Source organism: Geodermatophilus sp. SYSU D00697, from assembly GCF_054050175.1.
Map to the genome: position 1 here is coordinate 77,699 of NZ_JBJGYV010000020.1, position 21,613 is coordinate 99,311.

Genomic DNA, 21,613 nt, shown 5'->3' on the forward strand with positions numbered 1-21,613 from the left:
GTGAGCAGGACGGGGTCCTTCCCCGGTGGGGGGCAAGGGGGTCCTCTCTCAGGCGGCGGGCTCGGCCGAGCCGCGATTGGCGCCCCCGCGGCGGCGACGGCGGCGACGCGGCTGGCCAGCGGCGCCCTCACCGGACCCGGCCGTCGGGGCCGCGGGCGCATCGGAGCCGGCGCCCGGCTCGGCGGCAGCGGCGATCGCGGCGGCACCACCGCCGCGGGTGCGCCGGCGCGGGCGGCTGCTCCGGCCACCGGCCGGCTTGTCGGCGTCCTCACGGGCCGGGCCCCGCCCGGCGGAGCGGGTGCGCTTGCCGGTCTCGCCGAGGTCCTCGAGGGTCTCGGCGTCCAGGCCCTCGCGGGTGCGCTGGGCCCGCGGCAGCCGGCCGGTCGCACCCTCGGGCACGTCGAGGTCGGTGTAGACCCACGCCGAGGTGGAGTAGGTCTCGCGGGGCTCCTCGAAGTCCAGCCCGAGCGCCTTGTTGATCAGCTGCCAGCGCGGGATGTCGTCCCAGTCGACCAGCGTGACGGCGACGCCGGCCTGACCGGCCCGGCCGGTGCGGCCGATGCGGTGCACGTAGGTCTTCTCGTCCTCGGGGCACTGGTAGTTCACGACGTGGCTGACGCCGGAGACGTCGATGCCGCGGGCGGCGACGTCGGTGGCGACCAGGACGTCGACCTTGCCGCTGCGGAACGCGCGCAGCGCCTGCTCGCGGGCGCCCTGGCCGAGGTCGCCGTGCACGGCGGCGGCGGCGAAACCGCGCTCGACGAGCTCGTCGGCGACCTTCTGCGCGGTCCGCTTCGTGCGGCAGAACACCATGACCAGGCCGCGGCCGCGGGCCTGCAGCACGCGGGCGAGCAGCTCGGGCTTGTCGAGGTTGTGCGCGCGGTAGACGAACTGCGTCGTCTGCGGGACGGTCGAGCCCTCGTCGTTGCCGTGCGCCCGGATGTGCGTCGGCTGGGTCATGAACTGGCGGGCCAGGTTCACGATCGGGCCGGGCATGGTCGCGGAGAACAGCATCGTCTGCCGCTTGTCCGGGACCATGCCGAGGATCCGCTCGATGTCGGGCAGGAAGCCCAGGTCGAGCATCTCGTCGGCCTCGTCCAGGACGAGCACGCGGACCTTGCCGAGGATCAGGTGGCCCTGCTGCGCGAGGTCCAGCAGCCGGCCCGGCGTGCCCACCACGACCTCGACGCCGCCCTGCAGCGCCTGGACCTGCGGCTCGTAGGCGCGGCCGCCGTAGATGGCCTCCACGCGGATGCCGCGCTTGGCGCCGGCGGTGGCCAGGTCGCGCGCGACCTGCACGCACAGCTCACGGGTGGGGACGACGACCAGCGCCTGCGGGACGCCGTCGCCGCCCTCGGCCGCGGGGACGACGCGCTGCAGCAGTGGGACGCCGAAGCCGAGCGTCTTGCCGGTGCCGGTGCGCGCCTGGCCGATGAGGTCGTTGCCGGCCAGCGCCAGCGGGAGCGTGAGCTCCTGGATGGCGAACGTGCGGGTGATGCCCACCTCGGCCAGCGCCGCGACCACGTCGGGGTGGACGTCGAAGTCGCTGAACAGCGGCGCGTCGTCGGCCACGGGGGCGCCGCCGAGCTCCTCGGCGGCCTGCTCGAGGGCCTCGGGCGCCGGTGCGCCGGTCTCGGCGCGCTCGGTGTCGGGCGTGGTGGGGAGGGTGTTGTCGATGGAGGTCAGTGCTCTCGCCTCTGGTTCGCTGGGGGACCGGCCGCGGCGGCGGGAGGCCGCGTCGCGCCTGTCCCGGTCGGTTGTCGCGGGATCAGTTCCAGCGCCGACGCGGCCAGCAGACCGGGCGTCGGATCGGCCCGGGAGACAGCCCCGGAGGGCGTCGTCCAGCGGTCGTCAGCGCACAGATACACAAGCGAACCGAGCGGCTCGCCGATTCCCATCGTAGCGTGCGCAGCGGTTAGCCTCTCCGCGCCGCGCTGCCCGGGAGTCTCGGGGGTCACCCGTCCGGGGCACGCGTGCCCCCTTCCACCGAGCACAGGAGCCGCCCGTGACCGCGGTCGACCCGCGCGCCGTCGTCGACCTGCTGGGGGTCCTGGCCTACGCGGAGCTGACCGCCTTCGACCGGCTCGCCGAGGACGCTCGGCTGGCGCCCACGCTGTCCGGCCGGGCCGCGCTGGCGCAGATGGCCGCCGCGGAGATCGGCCACCACGGCCGGCTCACCGCCCGCCTCACCGAGCTCGGTGCCGACCCGGCCGCGGCGATGGCGCCGTTCGTCGCCGCGCTCGACGCCTTCCACGAGAGCACCCGTCCGCGGACCTGGCTGGAGGGCCTGGTCAAGGCCTACGTCGGCGACGGGCTGGCCGCCGACTTCTACCGGGAGATCGCCGCGTTCCTGCCCGACCCGGACCGCGCGCTGATCCTCGACGTGCTCGCCGACACCGGGCACGCGGACTTCGCCGTCCGCGAGGTCCGGGCGGCCATCGCCGCCCGCCGGACCGTCGCCGGCCGGCTGGCGCTGTGGGGACGGCGGCTCGTGGGGGAGGCGATCACCCAGTCACAGGCGGTCATCGCCGAACGCGACCAGCTGGCGCGGCTGATCATGGAGGGCACCGGCGACCTGGCCGGGATCGGGCGGCTGATCGAGCGGATCACCGCCGCGCACACCGAGCGGATGCGCACCCTCGGGCTCAATCCCTGATCGGCGGCCTCCGGCCGACACCGCGATGACGTGGCGGTCCGCCGGACCGCACCGCGGCCAGGTGTCGTCCCCGGTCTGCAGCTGTCCCGCCCCTCCTCGCGGTGGCCTCCGGCCTCCGCTCAGCGGGACGCCTCGCAGGGCGACCTCCGTTGCGCGCGGGCTCCAGGTGTCCTGGGAGACGGCGACGGGGCGCCCCCCACGTTCGTGAGGGACGCCCCGTCGGGCCCGGTGTCAGCTGCCGGCGATGAAGCCGACGCGGCGCTGGTCGGCCTGGGCGATCTCCACGTAGGCGATCCGGTCGACCGGCACCAGGATCCGCCGGCCACGGTCGTCGACCAGCGTCAGCAGGCCGTCCTTGGTGGCGCCGGACATGGCCTTGGCCACCTCGGCTGCGATCTCGTCGGGGGTGCTGGGGCTGTCGATGACCAGCTCCCGGGGGGAGTGTTGGACACCGATCTTGACTTCCACGGGGGATGCCTCCTCGAGTTGCGCGGCTGCGCACCACGCTAGTGCAGCCGACATCCCCCGACCTGCGGCGCAGCTGCGCCGACAGCGAACGGTCGGTCGCGCTCAGTGCGCGCCGGGGTCGCCCTCCAGACGTGGCCACCCGGAGATGCCGCGCCACGACAGCGCGGTCATCAGCGACACCGCCTCGTCGCGGGACACCGTGCCCTTGCGCGGCAGCCACCAGCGGGCGCTGGTCTCGGCCAGGCCGGTCATCCCGGAGGCGAGCAGCAACGAGCGCTCCCGGTCCAGGCCGGTGTCGGCCTCGATGACCTCGGCGATCGCCTCGACACACGCCCGGTGCCCGCGGTCGGCCAGCCCCCGGACCTCGTCGTCGTTGCGCAGGTCGGACTCGAAGACCAGCCGGAAGGCCGCACCCTCGGCGTTGACGAAGTCGAAGTACGCCCCGACGGCGCCGTTCACGCGGGTGCGGTTGTCGTCGGTGCCCTCCATCGCCTCGCGCACCCGGTCGGTCAGGGAGGTGACCTGCTGCTCCAGCAGGGCCAGGTACAGCTCCCGCTTGCCCGGGAAGTGCTGGTACAGGACGGGCTTGCTGACGCCCGCCCGGTCGGCGATGTCGTCCATCGCGGCGGCGTGGTAGCCCTGCGCGACGAACACCTCCTGCGCCGCCTGCAACAGCTGCAGCCGCCGGGCACCCCGCGGCAGGCGGGACGAGCGGCGGACGGGCTCAGGTGCAGGTCGAGGCAGTGACATGACGCCCGGATGTTACCGGCGGGTCACCGGTGGACGCGCCGCCCGTGGTGCTGACCTACCGTCGGCGGGTGACCTCGTCCCGCCCCGACCCGACCTCGGCCCCGCCCGCACGCCTGTCCACCGCCCGGCTGCCCCATCCCGGAGCGTTGCCGGCGCCGTGGCCGGGGGAGCCGGTGTCGGTGCGCGGCGGCGAGGTCTTCGTCCGGCGGACACCGTGGGCGGGGCCGGCCGACGGTCCCCGGGACGGCGCCCCCCGGGAGCGCGCGCTGTACGTGCACGGCCTGGGCGGGGCCTCGACGAACTGGACCGACCTGGCCGCGCTCCTGGCCGTGCGGTTCGACGGCTGGGCGCTGGACCTGCCCGGGTTCGGCCGGTCGCACCCGCCGTCGCGCAGCTCCTACTCCATCCGGGGGCACGTGCAGGCCGTCGTCGACGTGCTGGAGCGGATCGCCGCCGAGCCGGGGGAGGCGCAGGGCCGTCCGGTGCACCTGCTGGGCAACTCCCTGGGCGGGCTCGTGTCGCTCATCGTGGCCGCCCGCCGGCCGGACCTGGTCGCCACGCTCACGCTGGTGTCCCCGGCGATGCCGGTGTACCGGGTGCCGGCGGCGTTCAGCCGCACCCTGCTGCTGCTCCTCCTCCCCGGCGTCCCGTCGATCGCCGAACGGCGGCTGGCCGGGGTGACCCCCGAGCAGCAGGTCCGCGGGATGGTGCAGATGTGCTTCGGCGACCCCTCCCGGGTGCCCCGGGTGCGGCTGCAGCAGGCTCTGGCGGAGATGCGCGAGCGCGCCGAGCAGCCGTGGGCCGTGCGGGCGCTGACCCGGAGCATGCGCGGGTTGATCACCTCCTACCTGCGGGTCGGGGCGGCCAACGCCTGGCGCATGGCCCGGTCGCTGCGCCCGCCGACGCTCGTGGTGTGGGGTGACCGCGACCGGCTGGTCGACCCCGCGCTCGCGCCGCGACTCGCCGGCGCCGTCCCCGACGGGCGTCTGCTCCTGCTGGAGGGGGTCGGCCACGTGGCGATGATGGAGGCGGCCGAGCCGACCGCCCGGGCTGTCCTGGCCCTTGCCGAGGACGCCGCCGAGGACGCCGCCGAGGACGCCGCCGCTTCCCTCCCCGACGCGCGAGCCTGCTGAGGGCCGTCACCGAGACGGCTCGGTCCGGTACGCGCCGTGACCGGAAGCTCTCCACGGAGGCCCCTCGCTCGTGAGAACCTGACCGGGTGAGCCCCGCGGACGCCCCTCCCGGCCGCGGGCCGGACCGGCGTCCCGGACCCCCGTTCCCGCCGTCCGCCGCGCCCCGCCCCTCCGCGGGCGAGCCGCCGCGGGGCCTGCCCCGCCGACCGCCCCCGCCCGGCCGCGGTGTCGACCGGATCCCGCCCCCGACCGGCCGCGGTGGCGACCGGATCCCGCCCCCGACCGGCCGCGGTGGCGACCGGATCACGCCCCCGCCCGGCCGCGGTGGCGACCGGATCGTCCCTCCGGGCGCCCGCGGTCGCGAGCCCCGGGTCGTGCGCGCTGGCGTCGAGGGCCGGCCGCGGCCCGCTCGGGGGAACTCGCCGCGACCCCCCCGGGAGTCGGCGGACCGCCGTCCGCCCCCGTCCGCCCGGCGGCGCGGCCGGCTGCGCCGGTTCATGGGCCGGTGGGGCTGGCGGGCCTACGCGATCCCGCTGCTGACCGTCGCCACCGTGCTGGTCCTCGCCGACCTGGCGGTCACCGGGACGACGTCGCAGCCCGCCGGGTCGGCGGCGTCCTCCGCACCCGTCGCCCCCTCCGGGCAAGCCGCACCCCAGGCGGTCGCCGAGCCGTCGGAGGGAGCCGAGCCGTCGCAGCCGGCCGGGCTGTCGTCGGAGGCAGGGCCCTCCGCAGGAACCGGACAGGCCGAGGGTGACGTCGGCCCGACCGGAGCGGCGGCACCCTCGACCGGCTTCGTGCAGAAGGGGGCGGGCACGGTCACCGTGGTCCCCGGGACCTCACGGGTCTACGGCACCGGGCCGCTGGAGCGGTTCGTTGTCGAGGTCGAGGACGGGATCGGGGTGGACGGCGCGGCGTTCGCCGCCGCGGTCGAGGCGACCCTCGGCGACCCCCGCTCGTGGGGCGCCGGCGGCCGGATGTCGTTCCAGCGGGTCGGGCCGGAGGAGGCCGCGGCCCGCGCCTACGACTTCAAGGTGACGCTGATCAGTCCCGGCAACATGGAGGTCTACTGCCCCGGCGTGGGCACCGGTGGCTACACCTCCTGCCGCTACGGGGACCGCGCGGTGATCAACCTGGCCCGGTGGGAGACCGCCGTCCCGGACTACCAGGGCGACGTCGCGACCTACCGCCAGTACGTCGTCAACCACGAGGTCGGCCACGCGCTGGGCAACGGCCACCAGCAGTGCCCCGGCCGGGGGCAGCTCGCGCCGGTCATGCAGCAGCAGACCCTCGGGTTGCAGGGCTGCGCGAAGAACGCCTGGCCCCACCCGTGACCTCCGCCGGGATCAGGTGACCTGATCCCGGCGCGTCGTCCGGCACGGTGGACGGTGGGGGAGGACGCGCTCCGGTGGGGGAGGAGGCGCTCCGGCCGACACCGCCACCCGCGGGTGGGAACAGCCCCGCGTGTCAGGCTGTTGTCCCGACGAACTCCGGCCCCCCGCGGGTCGCTGTCGAGGAACTGAGGAGCAACCCGTGTCCCTGCCACCCCTGGTGGAGCCCGCCGCCGACCTCTCGATCGACGAGGTCCGCCGGTACAGCCGGCACCTGATCATCCCCGACGTCGGCATGGACGGTCAGAAGCGGCTGAAGAACGCCAAGGTGCTCGCCGTGGGCGCCGGCGGTCTCGGCTCGCCGGTGCTGATGTACCTGGCCGCGGCCGGTGTCGGCACGCTCGGCATCGTCGAGTTCGACGTCGTCGACGAGTCCAACCTGCAGCGGCAGATCATCCACGGCCAGTCCGACGTGGGCCGGTCCAAGGCCGAGAGCGCGCGGGACTCGATCAAGGAGATCAACCCGCTGATCGACGTCCGGCTGCACGAGACGCGGCTGGACAGCGACAACGTGATGGAGATCTTCAGCCAGTACGACCTCATCGTCGACGGCACCGACAACTTCGCCACGCGTTACCTGGTCAACGACGCCTGCGTGCTGCTGAACAAGCCGTACGTGTGGGGCTCGATCTACCGCTTCGACGGCCAGGTCTCGGTCTTCTGGAACGAGCACGGGCCCAACTACCGCGACCTGTACCCGGTGCCGCCGCCGCCCGGCATGGTCCCCAGCTGCGCCGAGGGCGGCGTGCTCGGCGTCCTGTGCGCGACCATCGGCGCGATCCAGGCGACCGAGGCGGTCAAGCTGATCACCGGCATCGGCGAGACGCTGCTCGGCCGGCTCATGGTCTACGACGCCCTGGAGATGACCTTCCGGACCATCAAGGTCCGCAAGGACCCGGAGGCCGAGCCGATCACCGGGCTCATCGACTACGAGACCTTCTGCGGTGTCGTGTCGGTCGAGGCCCAGGAGGCGGCCGCCGGCTCGACGATCACCGTCGACGAGCTCAAGGACATGATGGACGCCGGCAAGGACTTCCAGCTGATCGACGTCCGTGAGCCCAACGAGTACGAGATCGTCTCGATCCCGGGCGCCAAGCTGCTGCCCAAGGACGAGATCCTCTCCGGGCGGGCCCTGTCCGAGCTGCCGCAGGACAAGCCGATCGTGCTGCACTGCAAGACCGGTGTCCGCTCCGCCGAGGTGCTCGCGGCGCTGAAGAACGCCGGCTTCTCCGACGCCGTGCACGTCCAGGGCGGCGTGACGGCGTGGGCGACGCGGATCGACAAGACGCTGCCCACCTACTGAAAGGACCTCGTCCCTCCCCACGACGCGCTTCGCGCGCCGCGGGTCCTGGGACGAGGCCGTTCCAGCCCCTCGCCAGGTGGCCGTTCCGGTAGGTCACGAGGGCCCGGGTCGCTCCTCGAGGGAGCGGCCCGGGCCCTCGCGCTGTCTACTGACCTCGTGTCAGAGATCTCGCCGTCGGAACTGATCGAGCTCTTCCAGCGGGCACAGGCCTCGTTCACCGACCGGGTCGACGCGGTGGGGCCGGGGCAGTGGGAGGACCCGTCCCTGCCCGGGTGGACGGTCGCCGACCTCGTGGCCCACCTGGTGGACGAGGCGCTGTGGGCACCGCCGCTGCTCGCCGGTGAGCCGTTCGACCTGATTGACGGCCGGTTCCCCGACGAGACGCCGGACCTCCTCGGCGACGACCCGCTCACCGGCTGGGAGAGCGCCGCCGATGCCGCCCTGGCCGCCTTCGCCGAGGACCACGCGCTGCTGCGCACGGTGCACCTGGCCCGCGGGCCCCTGCTCGCCGCGCACTACATCGAGGAGATGACCGCCGACCTGACGGTCCACTCGTGGGACCTCGCCCGGGCCACCGGCGGGGACACCGAGCTCGACCCGGTGCTGGTCACCGCCGGCCTCGTGGTCGCCGACCGGCTGCCCGAGGACGGCGTCCCCGGGCTGATCGACCCGCCGCTGGACGTGCCGGCCACCGCCGATCCGCAGACCCGGCTGTTGGCGCGGTACGGCCGGAGGGGGTGACCCACGGAGGGGCGGAACGGCCCTCTCCCGGGATCGGCGACCTCTAAGCTGCGGGCGCTCTCCAACCAGCAGGAGGTCCCCGCATGAGCACGCCGCCACCGGGTCAGGGTCCCTACGGCCCGCCCGGTCCCGAGCAGCCCGGACAGGGAGGCTGGGGTCAGCCCCCGGGTGGTCCCGGTGGGCAGGGTGGCGCGCCGCAGGGCGGCGGCCCCTACGGTCAGCCCGGGCAGCCGGGCCCTCACGGGCAGCCGGGGCCCTACGGTCAGCCCGGGCAGCCGGGGCCCTACGGGCAGCCGGGTCCGTACCGGCAGCCGGGTCCGTACGGGCAGCCGGGGCCCTACGGTCAGCCCGGGCCGCCGGGTCCGTACGGGCCGCCGGGTGCGTACGGGCAGCCGGGTCCGTACGGGCCGCCGGGGCCCTACGGGCAGCCCGGTCAGCCGGGGCAGGGCAAGGGCGGTCGCGGCCTGGTCATCGGCCTGGTCGCCGGGCTCGTGGCGGTCATCGCCATCGGCGCCATCCTCTTCCTCAGCCTCCGTCAGGACGACGACCCGGCGCCGGTTGCCGAGGGCACGAGTTCCGCGACCACCTCCGCGTCGAGCGGCTCGTCGACCTCCCGGTCCTCGCCGAGCAGTTCGTCGTCCACCGCGCCGGTCCCGGCGGGGGGCGACCTCCTCGCGATCCTCCCGGCGGACATGACCGGCTGCACCGAGGAAGCACCGGGCACCGACGGCGACATCGCACACGCCACGTGCGGGGCGAGCGCCACCCAGCCCGGCGCGGCGGCCGGCGCCTTCTGGCAGTACGAGGACCAGCAGACGCTGGAGACGGTCTTCTTCAACGACGTCTCCGACCTCGGCGTGGCCGAGCAGCCGGAGGGTCAGGACTGCAGCACCGCTCCCGGGATCCAGCGCTGGACGTTCGAGGACAACTCCGGTCTGGCCGCGTGCTGGATCAGCGCCGAGGACGGCGTGGTGAACATCGTCTGGACCGACGACGACGCGTTGGTCGAGGGCCTGGTCAGTGCACCCGGTACGACGCAGGCCGACCTCGCGGCGCTGTACACCTGGTGGACGCAGAACAGCAACTACCAGCTGTGACCCCGCCGGAGCCGCCCGGAGGACGCCCGTCCCCGGGCGCCTCCGCGCCCCCGGAGGACGTCGACGAGGCGGTGTTCGACGCCGTCGAGCAGATCCCGCCGGGCAGGGTGAGCACCTACGGCGCCATCGGACGGCTGGTCGGGGTCGGGCCGCGGCGGGTGGCCCGGGCGCTGTCGCAGGGCGGGGGCGCGGTGCCGTGGTACCGGGTGGTGCGCGCCGACGGGTCGGTCGCCGAGCCGGTCCGGGTGCGGCAGCTGGAACTGCTCGCCACCGAGGGCGTGCCCGTGCGCGACGGCCGGGTCGACCTCGCCGCCGTCGGCTGGCCCTGACTCCCACCTCACCAGCCACACCGGTTCCGGACCTGTCGGCCGCCCGTGGTGTCATCGAAGGGTGGTGGCACTGCGGGGGGCAGAGGGTGCGCCGGTCTACCGGCTCGTGCAGAGCGACCCGGCACCGGTGGCGCCGCCCCGGCTCGACCCCACGCAGCAGGCGGTCGTCGACCACCCCGGCGGGCCGCTGCTGGTGCTCGCCGGCCCGGGCACCGGCAAGACGACGACGATCGTCGAGGCCGTCGCCGCCCGGATCGACCGCGGTGTGGACCCCGAGCAGGTCCTCGTCCTCACCTTCAGCCGCAAGGCCGCCGCCGAGCTGCGGACCCGCATCACCGCCCGGGTGGCGCGCACCATCCGGGAGCCACTGGCCCGCACCTTCCACTCCTACGCCTACGGGGTCCTGCGCCGGGCGGCCCTGCTGCGCGGCGACCTCCCGCCCCGGCTGCTCACCGCGGCAGAACAGGACGCCGTCCTCGCGCAGCTGCTGCGCGGTGACGTCGAGGAGCAGGGGGCGGTCCGCTGGCCGGCGTCCCTCGCCCCGGCCCTGGCCACGGCCGGGTTCCGCACCGAGCTGCGCGAGCTCCTGCTGCGGGCCACCGAGCGCGGCATCGGGTCCGACCGGCTGGCCGCCTGGGGCCGCGAGCTCGGGCACGAGGCCTGGGTGCACGCCGCCGCGTTCGCCGAGCAGTACGAGGCCGTGACGGCGTTCGCCACCGCCGGCCGGGGTGACGCCGCGGGCTTCGACCCGGCCGAGCTGGTGCGCGAGGCGATCGCCGAGCTGGCCGCCGACCCCGAGCTGCTGCGCCAGGAGCGCGCCCGGGCCAGCTGGCTGTTCGTCGACGAGTACCAGGACACCGACCCCGCGCAGGTGGAGCTGCTGGAGCTGCTGGCCGGCGGAGGCGGCGACCTGGTCGCCGTGGGCGACCCCGACCAGGCCATCTACGCGTTCCGCGGTGCCGAGCCGCGGGGCATCGCCGAGTTCCCGGACCGGTTCCGGCACGCCGACGGGCGGCGCGCCCAGCAGGTGTCCCTGGGGGTGTGCCGCCGCTCCGGGGCGGAGCTGCTGCGGATCAGCCGCAGGGTGGCCGAGGGCCTGCCGGGCCCGGCCCAGCACCGGCGGCTGCAGCCGGCAGAGGGCACCCCCGACGGCGCCGCGGAGGTGCACGTCTTCGGCTCGGCCGCCGTCGAGGCCGCCTACGTGGCCGACGTCCTGCGCCGGGCGCACCTGCTCGAGGGCGTGCCGTGGTCGCAGATGGCCGTCGTGGTCCGCACCGCGGTGGCGCTCGGCCCGCTGCGGCGGGCGCTGACGTCGGCCGGCGTCCCCTCGGCCATCTCCGCCGACGACCTGCCGCTGGCCGCCCAGCCTGCGGTCGCCCCGTTCCTCGGCGCGCTCGACGCGTTGCTGCCCGGCTCCGACGGGACGCCTCCCGGCCTCGACGAGCCCGCGGCCGAGGCGCTGCTGGCCTCGCCGCTGGGCGGGGCGACGGTGCTGGACCTGCGCCGGCTGCGCCGCGCGGTCCGCATCGCGCTGGCCCAGCAGGGCGTCGACGCCGCCGAGCGGGGTGCGCCGCTGGCCACCGCCGTGAGCGACGAGCTGCTGCTCGAATCGCTGCCCGAGCACGTGGCCCGCCCCGCGCACCGGGTCGCCGGCGTCCTCGCCGCGGGACGGGTGGCGCTGGCCGCCGACGGCAGCGCCGAGGACGTGCTGTGGGCGATGTGGCAGCGCAGTGGGCTGGCCGGCCGCTGGGCGCGGACCAGTGCCGCCGGCGGAGCCGCGGGGGCGGTGGCCGACCGCGACCTCGACGCCGTGGTGGCCCTCTTCGACGCCGCCGCGGGCTTCGTCGACCGGCTGCCCTCGGCCGACGTCCGCGCCTTCGTCGACCACCTCGCCGCCCAGGAGCTGCCGGGCGACACCGGCGCGGCCCGCGCCGCCAACGACGAGACGGTCCGGCTGCTCACGGCGCACGCCTCGAAGGGCCTGGAGTGGGACCTCGTCTGCGTCGCCGGCGTGCAGGAGGGCGTCTGGCCCGACCTGCGCGAGCGCCTCTCGCTGCTCGGCACCGAGGAGCTCGTCGAGCGCGCCGCGGGGGTGGACGGCGCCCGGGTCGACCGCCGGACGCTCGCCCTGGCCGAGGAGCGGCGGTTGTTCTACGTCGCCTGCACGCGGGCCCGGCGCCGGCTGGTGGTGACCGCCGTGCAGGGCGCGCTCGACGGCGCCGAGGCCGGTGCGACCGCCTCCCGCTTCCTCGACCTGGTCGCCCCGCCGCCGGACGACGGCCGCCCGCTCACCGACCTGCCCCGCTCCCTGACCCTGCCCGCGCTCGTCGCCGACCTGCGCCGGGCGGTGACCGACCCGCACACCCCCGCCGCCCGCCGGTCGGCCGCCGCGGCGGTGCTGCGCCGGCTGGCCGAGGAGGGCGTGCCCGGCGCAGCCCCCGCGCAGTGGTGGGGGCTCTCGCCGCTGTCCGATGACGCGCCGCTGGTGCCGGCCGAGGCGACCGTCCGCGTGCGGCCCTCCGCGATCGAGACCTTCCAGCGCTGCCCGCTGCGCTGGGTGCTCGGCGCGGTGGGGGCCGAAGCCTCGCCGGACGCCACCCGCACCGTCGGCTCGGCGGTGCACGCCGTCGCCCAGCGGGTCGCCGAGGGGCTGCCGCCGGCCGAGGCGCCGGACGCCCTGGCCGCCGAGCTCGACACGCTCGACCTCGGCCCCGGGTGGTCCGACCAGCGCCAGCGCGCCACGGCCCAGCAGATGCTCGACCGGTTCCTGCGCTGGCACGCGGCCAACCGGCGCGAGCTGGTCGCCGCCGAGGAGGACTTCGACGTCGTCGTCGGCCGGGCGCGGCTGCGCGGGCAGGTCGACCGGCTCGAGCGCGACGCCGAGGGCCGGCTGGTGGTCGTCGACCTCAAGACGGGCAAGACGGCGGCGAAGAACGTCGAGGAGCACGGGCAGCTGGCCGCCTACCAGGTGGCTGTCGCCGCCGGCGCCTTCGGGGCCCACGGCACCGCCCCCGGCGGCGCCGCGCTGCTCCAGGTCGGCACCGGTGCCAAGGCCAAGGAGCAGCACCAGGAACCGCTGCCCACCGACGTCCCGGTGGAGCAGACCCCCGCCGGCGAGCTCGTCACCGCCGTCGGCGAGGGCATGGGCGCGGGCGTCTTCGAGGTGCGCACCGGCGCGCACTGCCAGCGCTGCCCCGCCCGCCGCAGTTGCCCGATGCACGAGCGCGGCCGGCAGGTGACCGCGTGAGCCGACCTGGCGGGAGCGCTGCGTCGGCGCTCGCCGTCCCCGCGGGGACCTCCGCATGACGTCGGAGCAGCTGTCCTTCGACGACCTGTTCGGCGTCGACGCCGACCCGGAGCCGCAGCCCCGGCGGCAGCTCACCCCGGCCGAGGTCGCCGCGCGCTGCGGGCTGGCCTACGCGCCGTCGCCGGAGCAGGCCCGCGTCGTCGCCGCACCGGCCGACCGGCCGCTCGTGGTGGTCGCCGGCGCCGGGTCGGGCAAGACCGAGACGATGGCCGCCCGGGTCTCCTGGCTGGTCGCCAACCGGGTCGTCGAGCCCGAGGCGATCCTCGGCCTCACCTTCACCCGCAAGGCCGCCAGCGAGCTCGGCGAGCGCATCCGCATGCGGCTGGGTGCCCTGGCCCGCCACCCGGACACCGAGGCCGACCTCGAGCAGCGGCTGGACATCGCCCAGCCGACCGTCGCCACCTACCACGGCTACGCCGCGTCCCTGGTCGCCGAGCACGGCCTGCGGATCGGCGTGGAGCCCGGCGCCGGGGTCCTCGGCCCCGCCATGTGCTGGGGGCAGGCCGCCCAGGTGGTCGCCGCCTACACCGGCGACATGGAGGACGTGCAGCTCTCCCTGCTCACCACGGTGGAGGACGTGCTGGCCCTGGCCGCGGAGATGGGCGAGCACGACGTGACGCCCGCCGCCCTGCGCGCCTGGACCGCCCGGCTGGAGGCGCAGGTCGCCGGCTACCCGGACGCCCCGCGGAAGAAGGGGCCGTACAAGGAGGTCCAGGAGCTGCTCGCCCGGCAACGGGCGAGGGTCGCGTTGCTGCCGCTGGTGGAGGCGTTCGAGGCCCGCAAGCGGGCCATGGGGTCGATCGACTACGCCGACCAGGTCGCCTCCGCCGCCCGCATCGCCGTCTCCGCGCCGGAGGTCGGCCGCCGCGAGCGGGCGCGCTGGAAGGTCGTGCTGCTCGACGAGTACCAGGACACCAGCGTCGGCCAGCTGCGGATGCTGGAGGCGCTCTTCGGCCGGGAGACCGGCCACCCCGTGCTCGCCGTCGGGGACCCCCGTCAGTCGATCTACGGCTGGCGCGGCGCCTCGGCGGGCACCATCGAGCGCTTCGCCCGCACCTTCCCGGGGGTCCGCGGGCGGGGTGCCGAGCGGCTGACCCTGGCCACCAGTTGGCGCAACGACGAGACCGTGCTCGCCGTCGCCAACGCGGTGTCGGCGATGCTGCCGCCGCCAGAGGTGCCGCTGCCCGACCTCGCGCCCGCGCCCACGGCCGGCCGCGGCGCGGTGACCGTGGGCCTCTACGACACCGTCGCGGAGGAGACCGCGGCGCTGGCCGACCGGCTCGCCGCCTGCTGGCACGGCACCGACCCGGTGGTGACCCGCCGCGCCGACGGGCGCCCCCCGACGGTCGCCGTCCTGGCCCGGACCCGCAAGCAGCTGCCGGGGATCGCTGCCGCACTGCGCGAGCGGGGCCTGCCCGTGGAGGTCGTGGGCCTGGGTGGACTGCTCGAGGTCCCCGAGGTCTCCGACGTCGTCGCCACCCTCACCGTCCTCGTCGACCCCACCGCCGGGGACGCGCTCGGGCGGCTGCTCACCGGCGCCCGGTGGCGGATCGGCCCGCGCGACCTCGCCGTACTGGAGGCCCGGGCCCGGACCCTGGTGCACTCCCGGCGGCCGCACCGCGAGACGCCCGAGCCCGGCACGCCCGAGCCGCCGCAGGAGCGGGGCAGCATCGTCGAGGCGCTCGACGACCTCGGCGACCCGGAGGACTACTCCGCCGAGGGGTACCGGCGGCTGCGGCGGCTGGGCGCGGAGCTCGGCCAGCTGCGCACCCGGCTGGGCGAGTCGCTGCCCGACCTGGTCGACGAGGTGGCCCGCACCCTCGGCCTGGAGACCGAGCTGGCCAGCGCCCCGGAGGTCAGCCCGGCCGGCGCCCGCGCCCACCTCGACGCCCTGCACACCGTGGCGGCGCAGTTCACCGAGCTGGCCGAGCTGCCCTCCCTGCCGGCCTTCCTCGGGTACCTCCGGGACGCCGAGGAGCGGGAACGGGGGCTGGAACCGGGCGAGGTGGCGGTCAACCCCGAGGCGGTGCAGCTGCTGACCGGGCACTCGGCCAAGGGCCTGGAGTGGGACGTCGTCGCCGTGCCCGGCATGACCGTCGACCAGTTCCCCGCCAAGCCCGGCGCCAGTGACTCCTGGATCAAGGACCCCGGCGCAGTGCCGGTCGACCTGCGCACCGTCGACCGCGAGGAGCTGCCCCGGCTGCGCCTGCCAGTGCCCGGCTCAGGCGACCAGGCGGCGGTCAAGCAGGCGCTCGAGCGCTACGTCGAGGACTGGAAGGAGTTCGGCACCGGCGAGGAGATCCGGCTCGGCTACGTCGCCGTCACCCGCGCCCGCCACCTGCTGCTCTGCTCGGGCAGCTGGTGGCGCGACGGGGTCAACCCGTGCGGGCCGTCGTCCCTGCTGCACACCGTCCGCGAGGCCTGCGAGGCCGGCGCGGGCACCGTCGTGCAGTGGGCGGAGGCCCCCGAGGAGGGCGCGGAGAACCCGGCGCTGGCCGAGTGGCCGGTCGGCGTGTGGCCGGCCGACCCCCTGGCACCGGGACGGCGCCGCGCGCTGGCCGCCGCCGCCGAGCTGGTCACCGGGTCGGCGCCGCACCCGCTGGACCCCGACACCCGGCTCGGTGACCCCGACCCGCTGGTCGACCAGTGGGTGCGCGACGCCGACCTGCTGCTGCGCGAGCGCGCGGTGGCCGCGAGCCCCACCGTCGACGTCCCGCTGCCCTCGCACCTGTCGGTGTCGGCGCTGGTGACCCTGCGCCGCGACCCGGCGGAGCTGGCCCGCCGGCTGCGCCGGCCGATGCCGGCAGCACCCGCGCCGCTGGCCCGGCGGGGGACGGCGTTCCACGCCTGGCTCGAGGAGCGGTTCGGCGCCGCCCGCCTGGTCGACCTCGACGACCTGCCCGGCTCCGGTGACGAGTTCGCCGCCCCCGACAGCGCGCTGGCCGAGCTGCAGGCGGCGTTCCTGGCCAGCGAGTGGGCCGACCGGCAGCCGGTCGAGGTCGAGGTGCCGTTCGAGACGCCGCTGGGCCCGCTGACCCTGCGCGGCCGGATCGACGCGGTGTTCGCCGACGCCGACGGCGGCTACGAGGTGGTCGACTGGAAGACCGGGCCGCCACCCTCGGGCGCCGAGCTGGCCGCGGCCGGTGTCCAGTTGGCCGCCTACCGCCTGGGCTGGTCGCGGCTGACCGGCGTCCCCGTGGAGCGGGTCAGCGCCGGGTTCCACCACGTCGCGGCCGGGGTGACCGTCCGGCCGGTCGACCTGCTCGACGAGGCCGGCCTGCTCGCCCTGGTGTCCGGCACCGCCCGCTGACCACGTGAGCGGGCGGCGGCGGGCCCACTCCGGGGGTCGTCCTCGCGCTCCCGGGGGCCCGCAGTGCCCCAGGAGCGGGAGAACGACGCCCACGGCACCGTCATCGCGTCAGGGGTGTGGCGTCCTCGTCCGTGGGGACGCGGAGCCGCACACTCACGACGACGCGGTGCGATCCAGGATCGCGGTGGCCAGCGCCTCCGGGGCCTGTTCGGGGATCCAGTGGCTGACCCCGGCCAGCTCCACGAACCGGTAGTCGCCGGTGACCTGCTCGGCGCAGCCCTCGGCGGCGGTACGGCCGACCGCCACGTCGCCGTCGCTCCACACGTACGTGGTCGGCACGTCCACCCGGTCCACCGGCGTGCTCGAGCTCATCGCCCGGTACCAGTTGAGCGCGGCGGTCAGCGCCCCCGGCGCCGACAGCACCGCCACGTACTCGTCGACGGCCTCCGCGGGGACGGCGTCGCCGAACATCCGCCGCAGCCGCCGGGCGCCGTCGGCCAGCAGCACCTCCTCGGCCTTGCCCTGCTGCCAGAACAGCCGGATGTAGGCCGAGCGCTCCTGCTGCTCGGGGTCCGAGCGCCACGCGGCGGTGAACGCGCCCGGGTGCGGCACGGACACGGCGGTCAGCGAGCGCACCCGGTCGGGGTGCCAGGCCGCGAGCGCCCACGCCACGTTGGCGCCCCAGTCGTGACCCACGACGTCGGCCCGCGGGACGTCCATCGCGGTCATCAGGTCGGCGGTGACCTGAGCCAGGTTCGTCAGCGCGTACGCCTCCACCTCCGCCGGGCGGGCGCCGGGGGAGTAGCCGAGCTGGTCGACGGCGTAGGTCCGCAGCCCCGCCTCGGTGAGCAGCGGGGTCACCGCCGCCCAGGACCCCGACGTCTCCGGGAAGCCGTGCAGCAGCACCACCGGGCGGCCGTCGTCGGGTCCGTCGGCCCGGACGTCGAAGGTGAGGTCGCCGACGTCCACCTGCAGCAGGGCTCCGGGCATGCCGCCGACGCTAGCCGGGGACGGCGTCCCGCGCGCCCGCCGCTACGGTCGGACGTCGTGGGCAGCCCCGAACGCGACTACGTGACCGCGCACCTCGACGACCTGCACACCGACCTCGACGCCTGGTTGCGGATCCCGTCGATCTCCGCCGACCCCGCGCACGCGCCCAGCGTCGCCGCCAGCGCCGAGTGGCTGGCCGAGGCGTTGCGCCGCACGGGCTTCCCCACGGTGGAGATCTGGCCGACCCCGGGCGCCCCGGCGGTGTTCGCCGAGTGGCCCTCCGCGGACGAGGGCGCCCCGGTGGCCCTGGTCTACGGCCACCACGACGTCCAGCCGGTCGACCCGCTGGAGCTGTGGGAGCACCCGCCGTTCGAGCCGACCCGCGTGGAGGGCCCGGACGGGCCGGAGCTGCACGCCCGCGGCGCCATCGACGACAAGGGCAACGTCGCGATGCACCTGGTGGGCATCCGGGCACACCTGGCCGCCACCGGCCGCCAGACGCCCGCGGTCACCGTGAAGCTGCTGGTCGAGGGCGAGGAGGAGTCCGGTTCCCCGCACTTCGCCGACCTGCTCCGCGCGCGGGCCGACCGGCTGGCCTGCGACGTCGTGGTGGTGAGCGACACCGGCATGGCCGCCCCCGACGTCCCGAGCGCCGTCGTGGCGATGCGCGGGCTGGCCGACGCCGAGGTCACGCTGCGGGGTCCCGCGGTCGACCTGCACTCCGGCTCGTTCGGCGGCGGGGTCCCCAACCCGCTGCACGCCATGGCGACGCTGATCGCCAGCCTGCACGACGAGCGGGGCCGGGTCACCCTGCCCGGCTTCTACGACCGGGTGCGGCCGCTGACCGATCGCGAGCGCGAGCTCATGGCCCGGGTGCCCTTCGACGAGGAGGCGTGGCTGGCCGGCCCGGCGGCCTCCCGCGTGGCCGCCGGCGAGGAGGGGTTCAGCACGCTCGAGCGGATCGGCGCGCGGCCGACCGCCGAGGTCAACGGCATGTGGGGCGGCTACACCGGCCCCGGTCACAAGACGATCATCCCGGCGGCGGCGCACGCCAAGATCACCTTCCGGCTGGTCGCCGACCAGCGCCCCGCCGACCTCGCCGAGCAGGTCCGCGCCTGGGTCGCGGCCAACACGCCCGAGGGCATCGAGGCCGACGTGCACGTCCCGGCCGGCGGGGTCTCCCCCTGCGCCAGCGACCTGGACTCCCCGGCCATGGCCGCCCTGCTGGCCGCCATCGGGCAGGCCAACGACCGCGACCCTGCCGACGTGCTGTTCACCCGCGAGGGCGGCAGCGGGCCCGAGGCCGACCTGGTCGACGTCCTCGGCGCACCGCTGCTGTTCCTCGGCGCCGGCCTGCCCACCGACCGCATCCACTCGCCCAACGAGCGCGTGCTGCTGCCGATGCTGTACCGCGGTGCGGAGGCGGCGGCGCACCTGTGGCGCGAGCTGGCGACCGTGGAGTTCCCGGCCCGGTGACCGCGCCGCCGGACGGGGAACGCTTCGGCCCGTACCGGGTGCTCGGGGTGCTCGGGCGGGGCGGCATGGGCCAGGTGCTGCGCGCGCACGACGCCGAGCACGAGCGGGACGTCGCGCTCAAGGTGCTGCACCCGCAGTGGGCGCAGGACGAGGGCTTCCGCGACCGGTTCCGCCGGGAGGCGCGCATCGCCGCCCGCCTCAACGAGCCACACGTCATCCCCATCCACCGGTACGGGGAGATCGACGGGCAGTTGTTCCTCGACATGCGGCTGGTGGAGGGGGAGGACCTCGACTCGCTGCTGCGCCGCGCCGGCCCGCTGGACCCCGCGCGCGCCGTCGACCTGGTCGGCCAGGTCGCCCGCGCGCTGGACGCCGCCCACGCCGGCGGGCTGGTGCACCGCGACGTCAAGCCGTCCAACGTGCTGCTGGTCGCCCGCGCCGACGGCCGGGACCTCGCCGGGTCCGTGGCGGGGGAGGACTTCGCCTACCTCGCCGACTTCGGCATCGCCCGGGGCGCGGACGACGGTCCCGGCGCCGCGCTGACCGCCACCGGGACCGCGGTCGGCAGCACCGAGTACATGGCCCCCGAGCGCTTCGCCGCCGTGCCGCCGGACGCCCGCGCGGACGTCTACTCCCTGGCCTGCGTGCTGTTCGAGCTGCTCACCGGGCGCCGGCCGTTCGCCGGGGGCGACCCGGTGGGCCTGATGGCCGCCCACCTGCACGCGCCGCCGCCGGCGCCGTCCTCGCTGCGTCCCGGGCTGCCGCGGGCGCTCGACGAGGTCGTGCTCCGCGGGCTGGCCAAGGACCCCGCCCAGCGGTGGCAGACCGCGGGTGAGCTGGCGGCCGCGGCCCGTGCCGCCCTCGCGTCCAGCGGCGTCCCGGTGCCCCGCACGGACGCCGCACCCACGGCGGTCGGCGCGGGGGACGGCGGCCGGGTGGTCACCCGACGGGAGCTCGCCGCGGCGCCCCTGACGACCTGGCCCCCGCCCACCCCGCCGGCCGTCGTGGACGAGGTGGGCGTGGGCTCCCGGCGCTGGACGCCGTGGCTCCCGTGGGCGGTCGCGGTCGCCTCCCTCGTCGCGGTGCTCGTCCTCGCCGGCCTGCTCGTGACGACCGACCGGCGGGCCGACGGAGCCGCCGACGACGCGGCGCGAGCCGCCGAGCGGCTGCTCGTGCTGACCCTCCCCGAGGGGGTCGACGCCGCGCGGTGCACCGTCGCGGAACCGGCCGGGACGCGGCTGCGGCAGCTGAGCTGCCCGGCGGGCGACCTCGACGACGACGGCGCCCCGGCCGGGACCTACACCGTCTTCGCCGGGGAGGGCGCGGCCGCCGCGTTCGCCGCCCACGTGCAGGACGCCGGGCTCCGGGAGCTGGACGACGAGTTCGAGTGCGGCAGCGGCGAGGACGCCCACGGGTGGGTGCGGCTGCGCGACTACGAGGACCGGCCTGTCGGCCGCCTCGCCTGCTCCGTGGACGCCGACGGCGACGCCGAGCTGCGCTGGACGTGGGACGACCTGGGCACCCTGGGGCTGGTCGAGCTGCGCGGTGGCGGCGACGACGGGCTGTCCACGCTGCGCTGGTGGTGGGCCGACGCGGCGGACCGTCGGTGACCGGGACACCCGGCCGCCGGTCCTAGGGTGCAGACGTGAGCGGAGGAGGGCAGGCAGGAGGCGCCCCGGCGGGCTGGTACCCCGACCCGGACGGCGCCCCGGGGATGGTGCGCTGGTGGAGCGGGGCTGCCTGGTCGGACGTGACCACCCCCGCCGGACCCGGTGTCGCCGTCCAGGCGCCGGTGCGGGTCCCGGCCACCCCACCGACCCCGCCGTCCGCGCCGGCGTCCCCGCGCCGCGGGCGCACCGGGTGGGTCGTCGGGCTCTCCGTGCTCGGCGTGGTGCTCGTCGTGCTGATCGGCTTCCTCATCGGCCGCCCGTCGGGCGGCGCGGCCGACGAGGGCGAGCAGGCCGGTGGCCCGCCGGTGGCCGCCGGTCCGACGTTCCCGCCGGGCACGGTGCGGATCGTCGACGAGGCCGCCGGCATCGCCTACCCCTTCCTCGGCGACGGCTGGTACGAGTACGACCAGGGCCAGGTCGTCGAGACGGCGTCGGTCGCCGGGCAGTTCTTCACGACCCAGGACCTCACGCCCGACGGCGGCACCTTCATCGCCCAGTGCACCTCCGGCCCGCTGGTCGAGCAGTTCGGCTACGCCGGGCCGGGGAGCCTGCAGTCGACGCTCGCCCAGGTCGCCGACAGCGTGCGCACCAACTACTACCCGGCGCCCAACGAGCGGCGGGTCCTGCGCGACGAGGGCCGCACCGTCGACGGCGCGGCGGCGCACCTGTTCGAGTTCGACCTGTCCTGGGACGTCGAGGGCTACGACGCCACCGGTGAGCGGGCGGCACTGCTGCTGGTCGACGTCGGCCGTCCGGCGCCGGCGCTGCTCTACGTCTCGATCCCGAACACCCACGCGGAGCTGTACGGCGTCATCGACCGGGTCATCGACGCCGTCGAGGTGCTGTGATCCCGCGGTCCTCCGGACCGCACCGCGGCCCGGTGCCGTCCCCGGCCTGAGCGGAGCCGATCCCCGTGTCCCGGTGGGGGACCCTGCGGGCCCCGCGACCGGTCCACCGCGGCCCGGTGCCGTCCCCGGCCTGAGCGGAGCCGATCC

Annotated in this window: 16 protein-coding genes; 12 read left to right on the forward strand and 4 right to left on the reverse strand. The window is 76.3% G+C overall.

Going from position 1 to position 21,613, the window contains the following annotated elements:
- Positions 1–48 precede the first annotated feature (48 nt).
- Positions 49–1,572 (reverse strand): DEAD/DEAH box helicase, encoded by a 1,524-nt coding sequence (locus tag ACI79C_RS17485; protein WP_456946945.1) that lies wholly within the window; start codon positions 1,570–1,572, stop codon positions 49–51.
- Between the two features lie 433 nt (positions 1,573–2,005).
- Here ACI79C_RS17485 and ACI79C_RS17490 point away from each other — a divergent pair, with 433 nt between their 5' ends.
- Positions 2,006–2,656 (forward strand): ferritin-like fold-containing protein, encoded by a 651-nt coding sequence (locus tag ACI79C_RS17490; RefSeq protein ID WP_456946946.1) that lies wholly within the window; start codon positions 2,006–2,008, stop codon positions 2,654–2,656.
- Between the two features lie 231 nt (positions 2,657–2,887).
- Here the strand turns inward: ACI79C_RS17490 and ACI79C_RS17495 are convergent, their stop codons facing one another.
- Together ACI79C_RS17495 and ACI79C_RS17500 are read right to left on the reverse strand one after the other, a co-directional pair.
- Positions 2,888–3,124 (reverse strand): DUF3107 domain-containing protein, encoded by a 237-nt coding sequence (locus tag ACI79C_RS17495; RefSeq protein ID WP_456946947.1) that lies wholly within the window; start codon positions 3,122–3,124, stop codon positions 2,888–2,890.
- 102 nt (positions 3,125–3,226) lie between these two features.
- Complete coding sequence (locus ACI79C_RS17500; RefSeq protein ID WP_456946948.1) at positions 3,227–3,874, reverse strand: TetR/AcrR family transcriptional regulator; 648 nt, start codon at positions 3,872–3,874, stop codon at positions 3,227–3,229.
- Between the two features lie 68 nt (positions 3,875–3,942).
- Here ACI79C_RS17500 and ACI79C_RS17505 point away from each other — a divergent pair, with 68 nt between their 5' ends.
- The 8 genes from ACI79C_RS17505 to ACI79C_RS17540 all read left to right on the forward strand — a co-directional run bounded on the left by ACI79C_RS17505 (position 3,943) and on the right by ACI79C_RS17540 (position 16,482).
- Positions 3,943–5,007: an alpha/beta fold hydrolase gene (locus ACI79C_RS17505; protein ID WP_456946949.1), complete on the forward strand. Its 1,065-nt coding sequence runs from the start codon at positions 3,943–3,945 to the stop codon at positions 5,005–5,007.
- A gap of 497 nt (positions 5,008–5,504) precedes the next feature.
- A complete protein-coding gene (locus tag ACI79C_RS17510; RefSeq protein WP_456946950.1) occupies positions 5,505–6,338 on the forward strand; it encodes a DUF3152 domain-containing protein in 834 nt (277 codons plus the stop codon).
- Between the two features lie 199 nt (positions 6,339–6,537).
- Entirely contained in the window at positions 6,538–7,698 is a 1,161-nt protein-coding gene (gene moeZ / locus ACI79C_RS17515; RefSeq protein WP_456946951.1) for an adenylyltransferase/sulfurtransferase MoeZ, read from the forward strand.
- 156 nt (positions 7,699–7,854) lie between these two features.
- Positions 7,855–8,439 (forward strand): TIGR03086 family metal-binding protein, encoded by a 585-nt coding sequence (locus ACI79C_RS17520; protein ID WP_456946952.1) that lies wholly within the window; start codon positions 7,855–7,857, stop codon positions 8,437–8,439.
- A gap of 692 nt (positions 8,440–9,131) precedes the next feature.
- The gene (locus tag ACI79C_RS17525) at positions 9,132–9,536 is read left to right on the forward strand and encodes a hypothetical protein (RefSeq protein ID WP_456946953.1); all 405 of its coding nucleotides are present in this window, start codon (positions 9,132–9,134) and stop codon (positions 9,534–9,536) included.
- On the forward strand, positions 9,533–9,865 hold the full coding sequence (locus ACI79C_RS17530; protein ID WP_456946954.1) for an MGMT family protein: 333 nt from the start codon (positions 9,533–9,535) through the stop codon (positions 9,863–9,865). The genes ACI79C_RS17525 and ACI79C_RS17530 overlap by 4 nt, the downstream gene beginning before the upstream one ends.
- A gap of 61 nt (positions 9,866–9,926) precedes the next feature.
- Positions 9,927–13,112: an ATP-dependent helicase gene (locus tag ACI79C_RS17535; protein WP_456946955.1), complete on the forward strand. Its 3,186-nt coding sequence runs from the start codon at positions 9,927–9,929 to the stop codon at positions 13,110–13,112.
- 55 nt (positions 13,113–13,167) lie between these two features.
- On the forward strand, positions 13,168–16,482 hold the full coding sequence (locus tag ACI79C_RS17540) for an ATP-dependent helicase (RefSeq protein WP_456946956.1): 3,315 nt from the start codon (positions 13,168–13,170) through the stop codon (positions 16,480–16,482).
- 153 nt (positions 16,483–16,635) lie between these two features.
- Here ACI79C_RS17540 and ACI79C_RS17545 read toward each other — a convergent pair whose 3' ends face one another.
- The gene (locus ACI79C_RS17545) at positions 16,636–17,472 is read right to left on the reverse strand and encodes an alpha/beta fold hydrolase (protein ID WP_456946957.1); all 837 of its coding nucleotides are present in this window, start codon (positions 17,470–17,472) and stop codon (positions 16,636–16,638) included.
- A 57-nt stretch (positions 17,473–17,529) separates the two neighbouring features.
- Here ACI79C_RS17545 and ACI79C_RS17550 point away from each other — a divergent pair, with 57 nt between their 5' ends.
- The 3 genes from ACI79C_RS17550 to ACI79C_RS17560 are packed head-to-tail and all read left to right on the forward strand — an operon-like array spanning position 17,530 to position 21,466.
- Positions 17,530–18,948: a M20/M25/M40 family metallo-hydrolase gene (locus tag ACI79C_RS17550; RefSeq protein ID WP_456946958.1), complete on the forward strand. Its 1,419-nt coding sequence runs from the start codon at positions 17,530–17,532 to the stop codon at positions 18,946–18,948.
- Entirely contained in the window at positions 18,945–20,558 is a 1,614-nt protein-coding gene (locus ACI79C_RS17555) for a serine/threonine-protein kinase (protein ID WP_456946959.1), read from the forward strand. Before ACI79C_RS17550 ends, ACI79C_RS17555 begins: the two co-directional genes overlap by 4 nt.
- 35 nt (positions 20,559–20,593) lie before the next feature.
- On the forward strand, positions 20,594–21,466 hold the full coding sequence (locus ACI79C_RS17560; protein WP_456946960.1) for a DUF2510 domain-containing protein: 873 nt from the start codon (positions 20,594–20,596) through the stop codon (positions 21,464–21,466).
- Positions 21,467–21,613 lie beyond the last annotated feature (147 nt).

Excerpts from the sequence above, each read along its gene's own strand:
- ACI79C_RS17500 (WP_456946948.1), bottom strand. The coding sequence starts at position 3,874 with ATGTCACTGCCTCGACCTGCACCTGAGCCCGTCCGCCGCTCGTCCCGC.
- ACI79C_RS17510 (WP_456946950.1), top strand. The coding sequence starts at position 5,505 with ATGGGCCGGTGGGGCTGGCGGGCCTACGCGATCCCGCTGCTGACCGTC.
- ACI79C_RS17525 (WP_456946953.1), top strand. The coding sequence starts at position 9,132 with ATGACCGGCTGCACCGAGGAAGCACCGGGCACCGACGGCGACATCGCA.
- ACI79C_RS17540 (WP_456946956.1), top strand. The coding sequence starts at position 13,168 with ATGACGTCGGAGCAGCTGTCCTTCGACGACCTGTTCGGCGTCGACGCC.
- ACI79C_RS17545 (WP_456946957.1), bottom strand. The coding sequence starts at position 17,472 with ATGCCCGGAGCCCTGCTGCAGGTGGACGTCGGCGACCTCACCTTCGAC.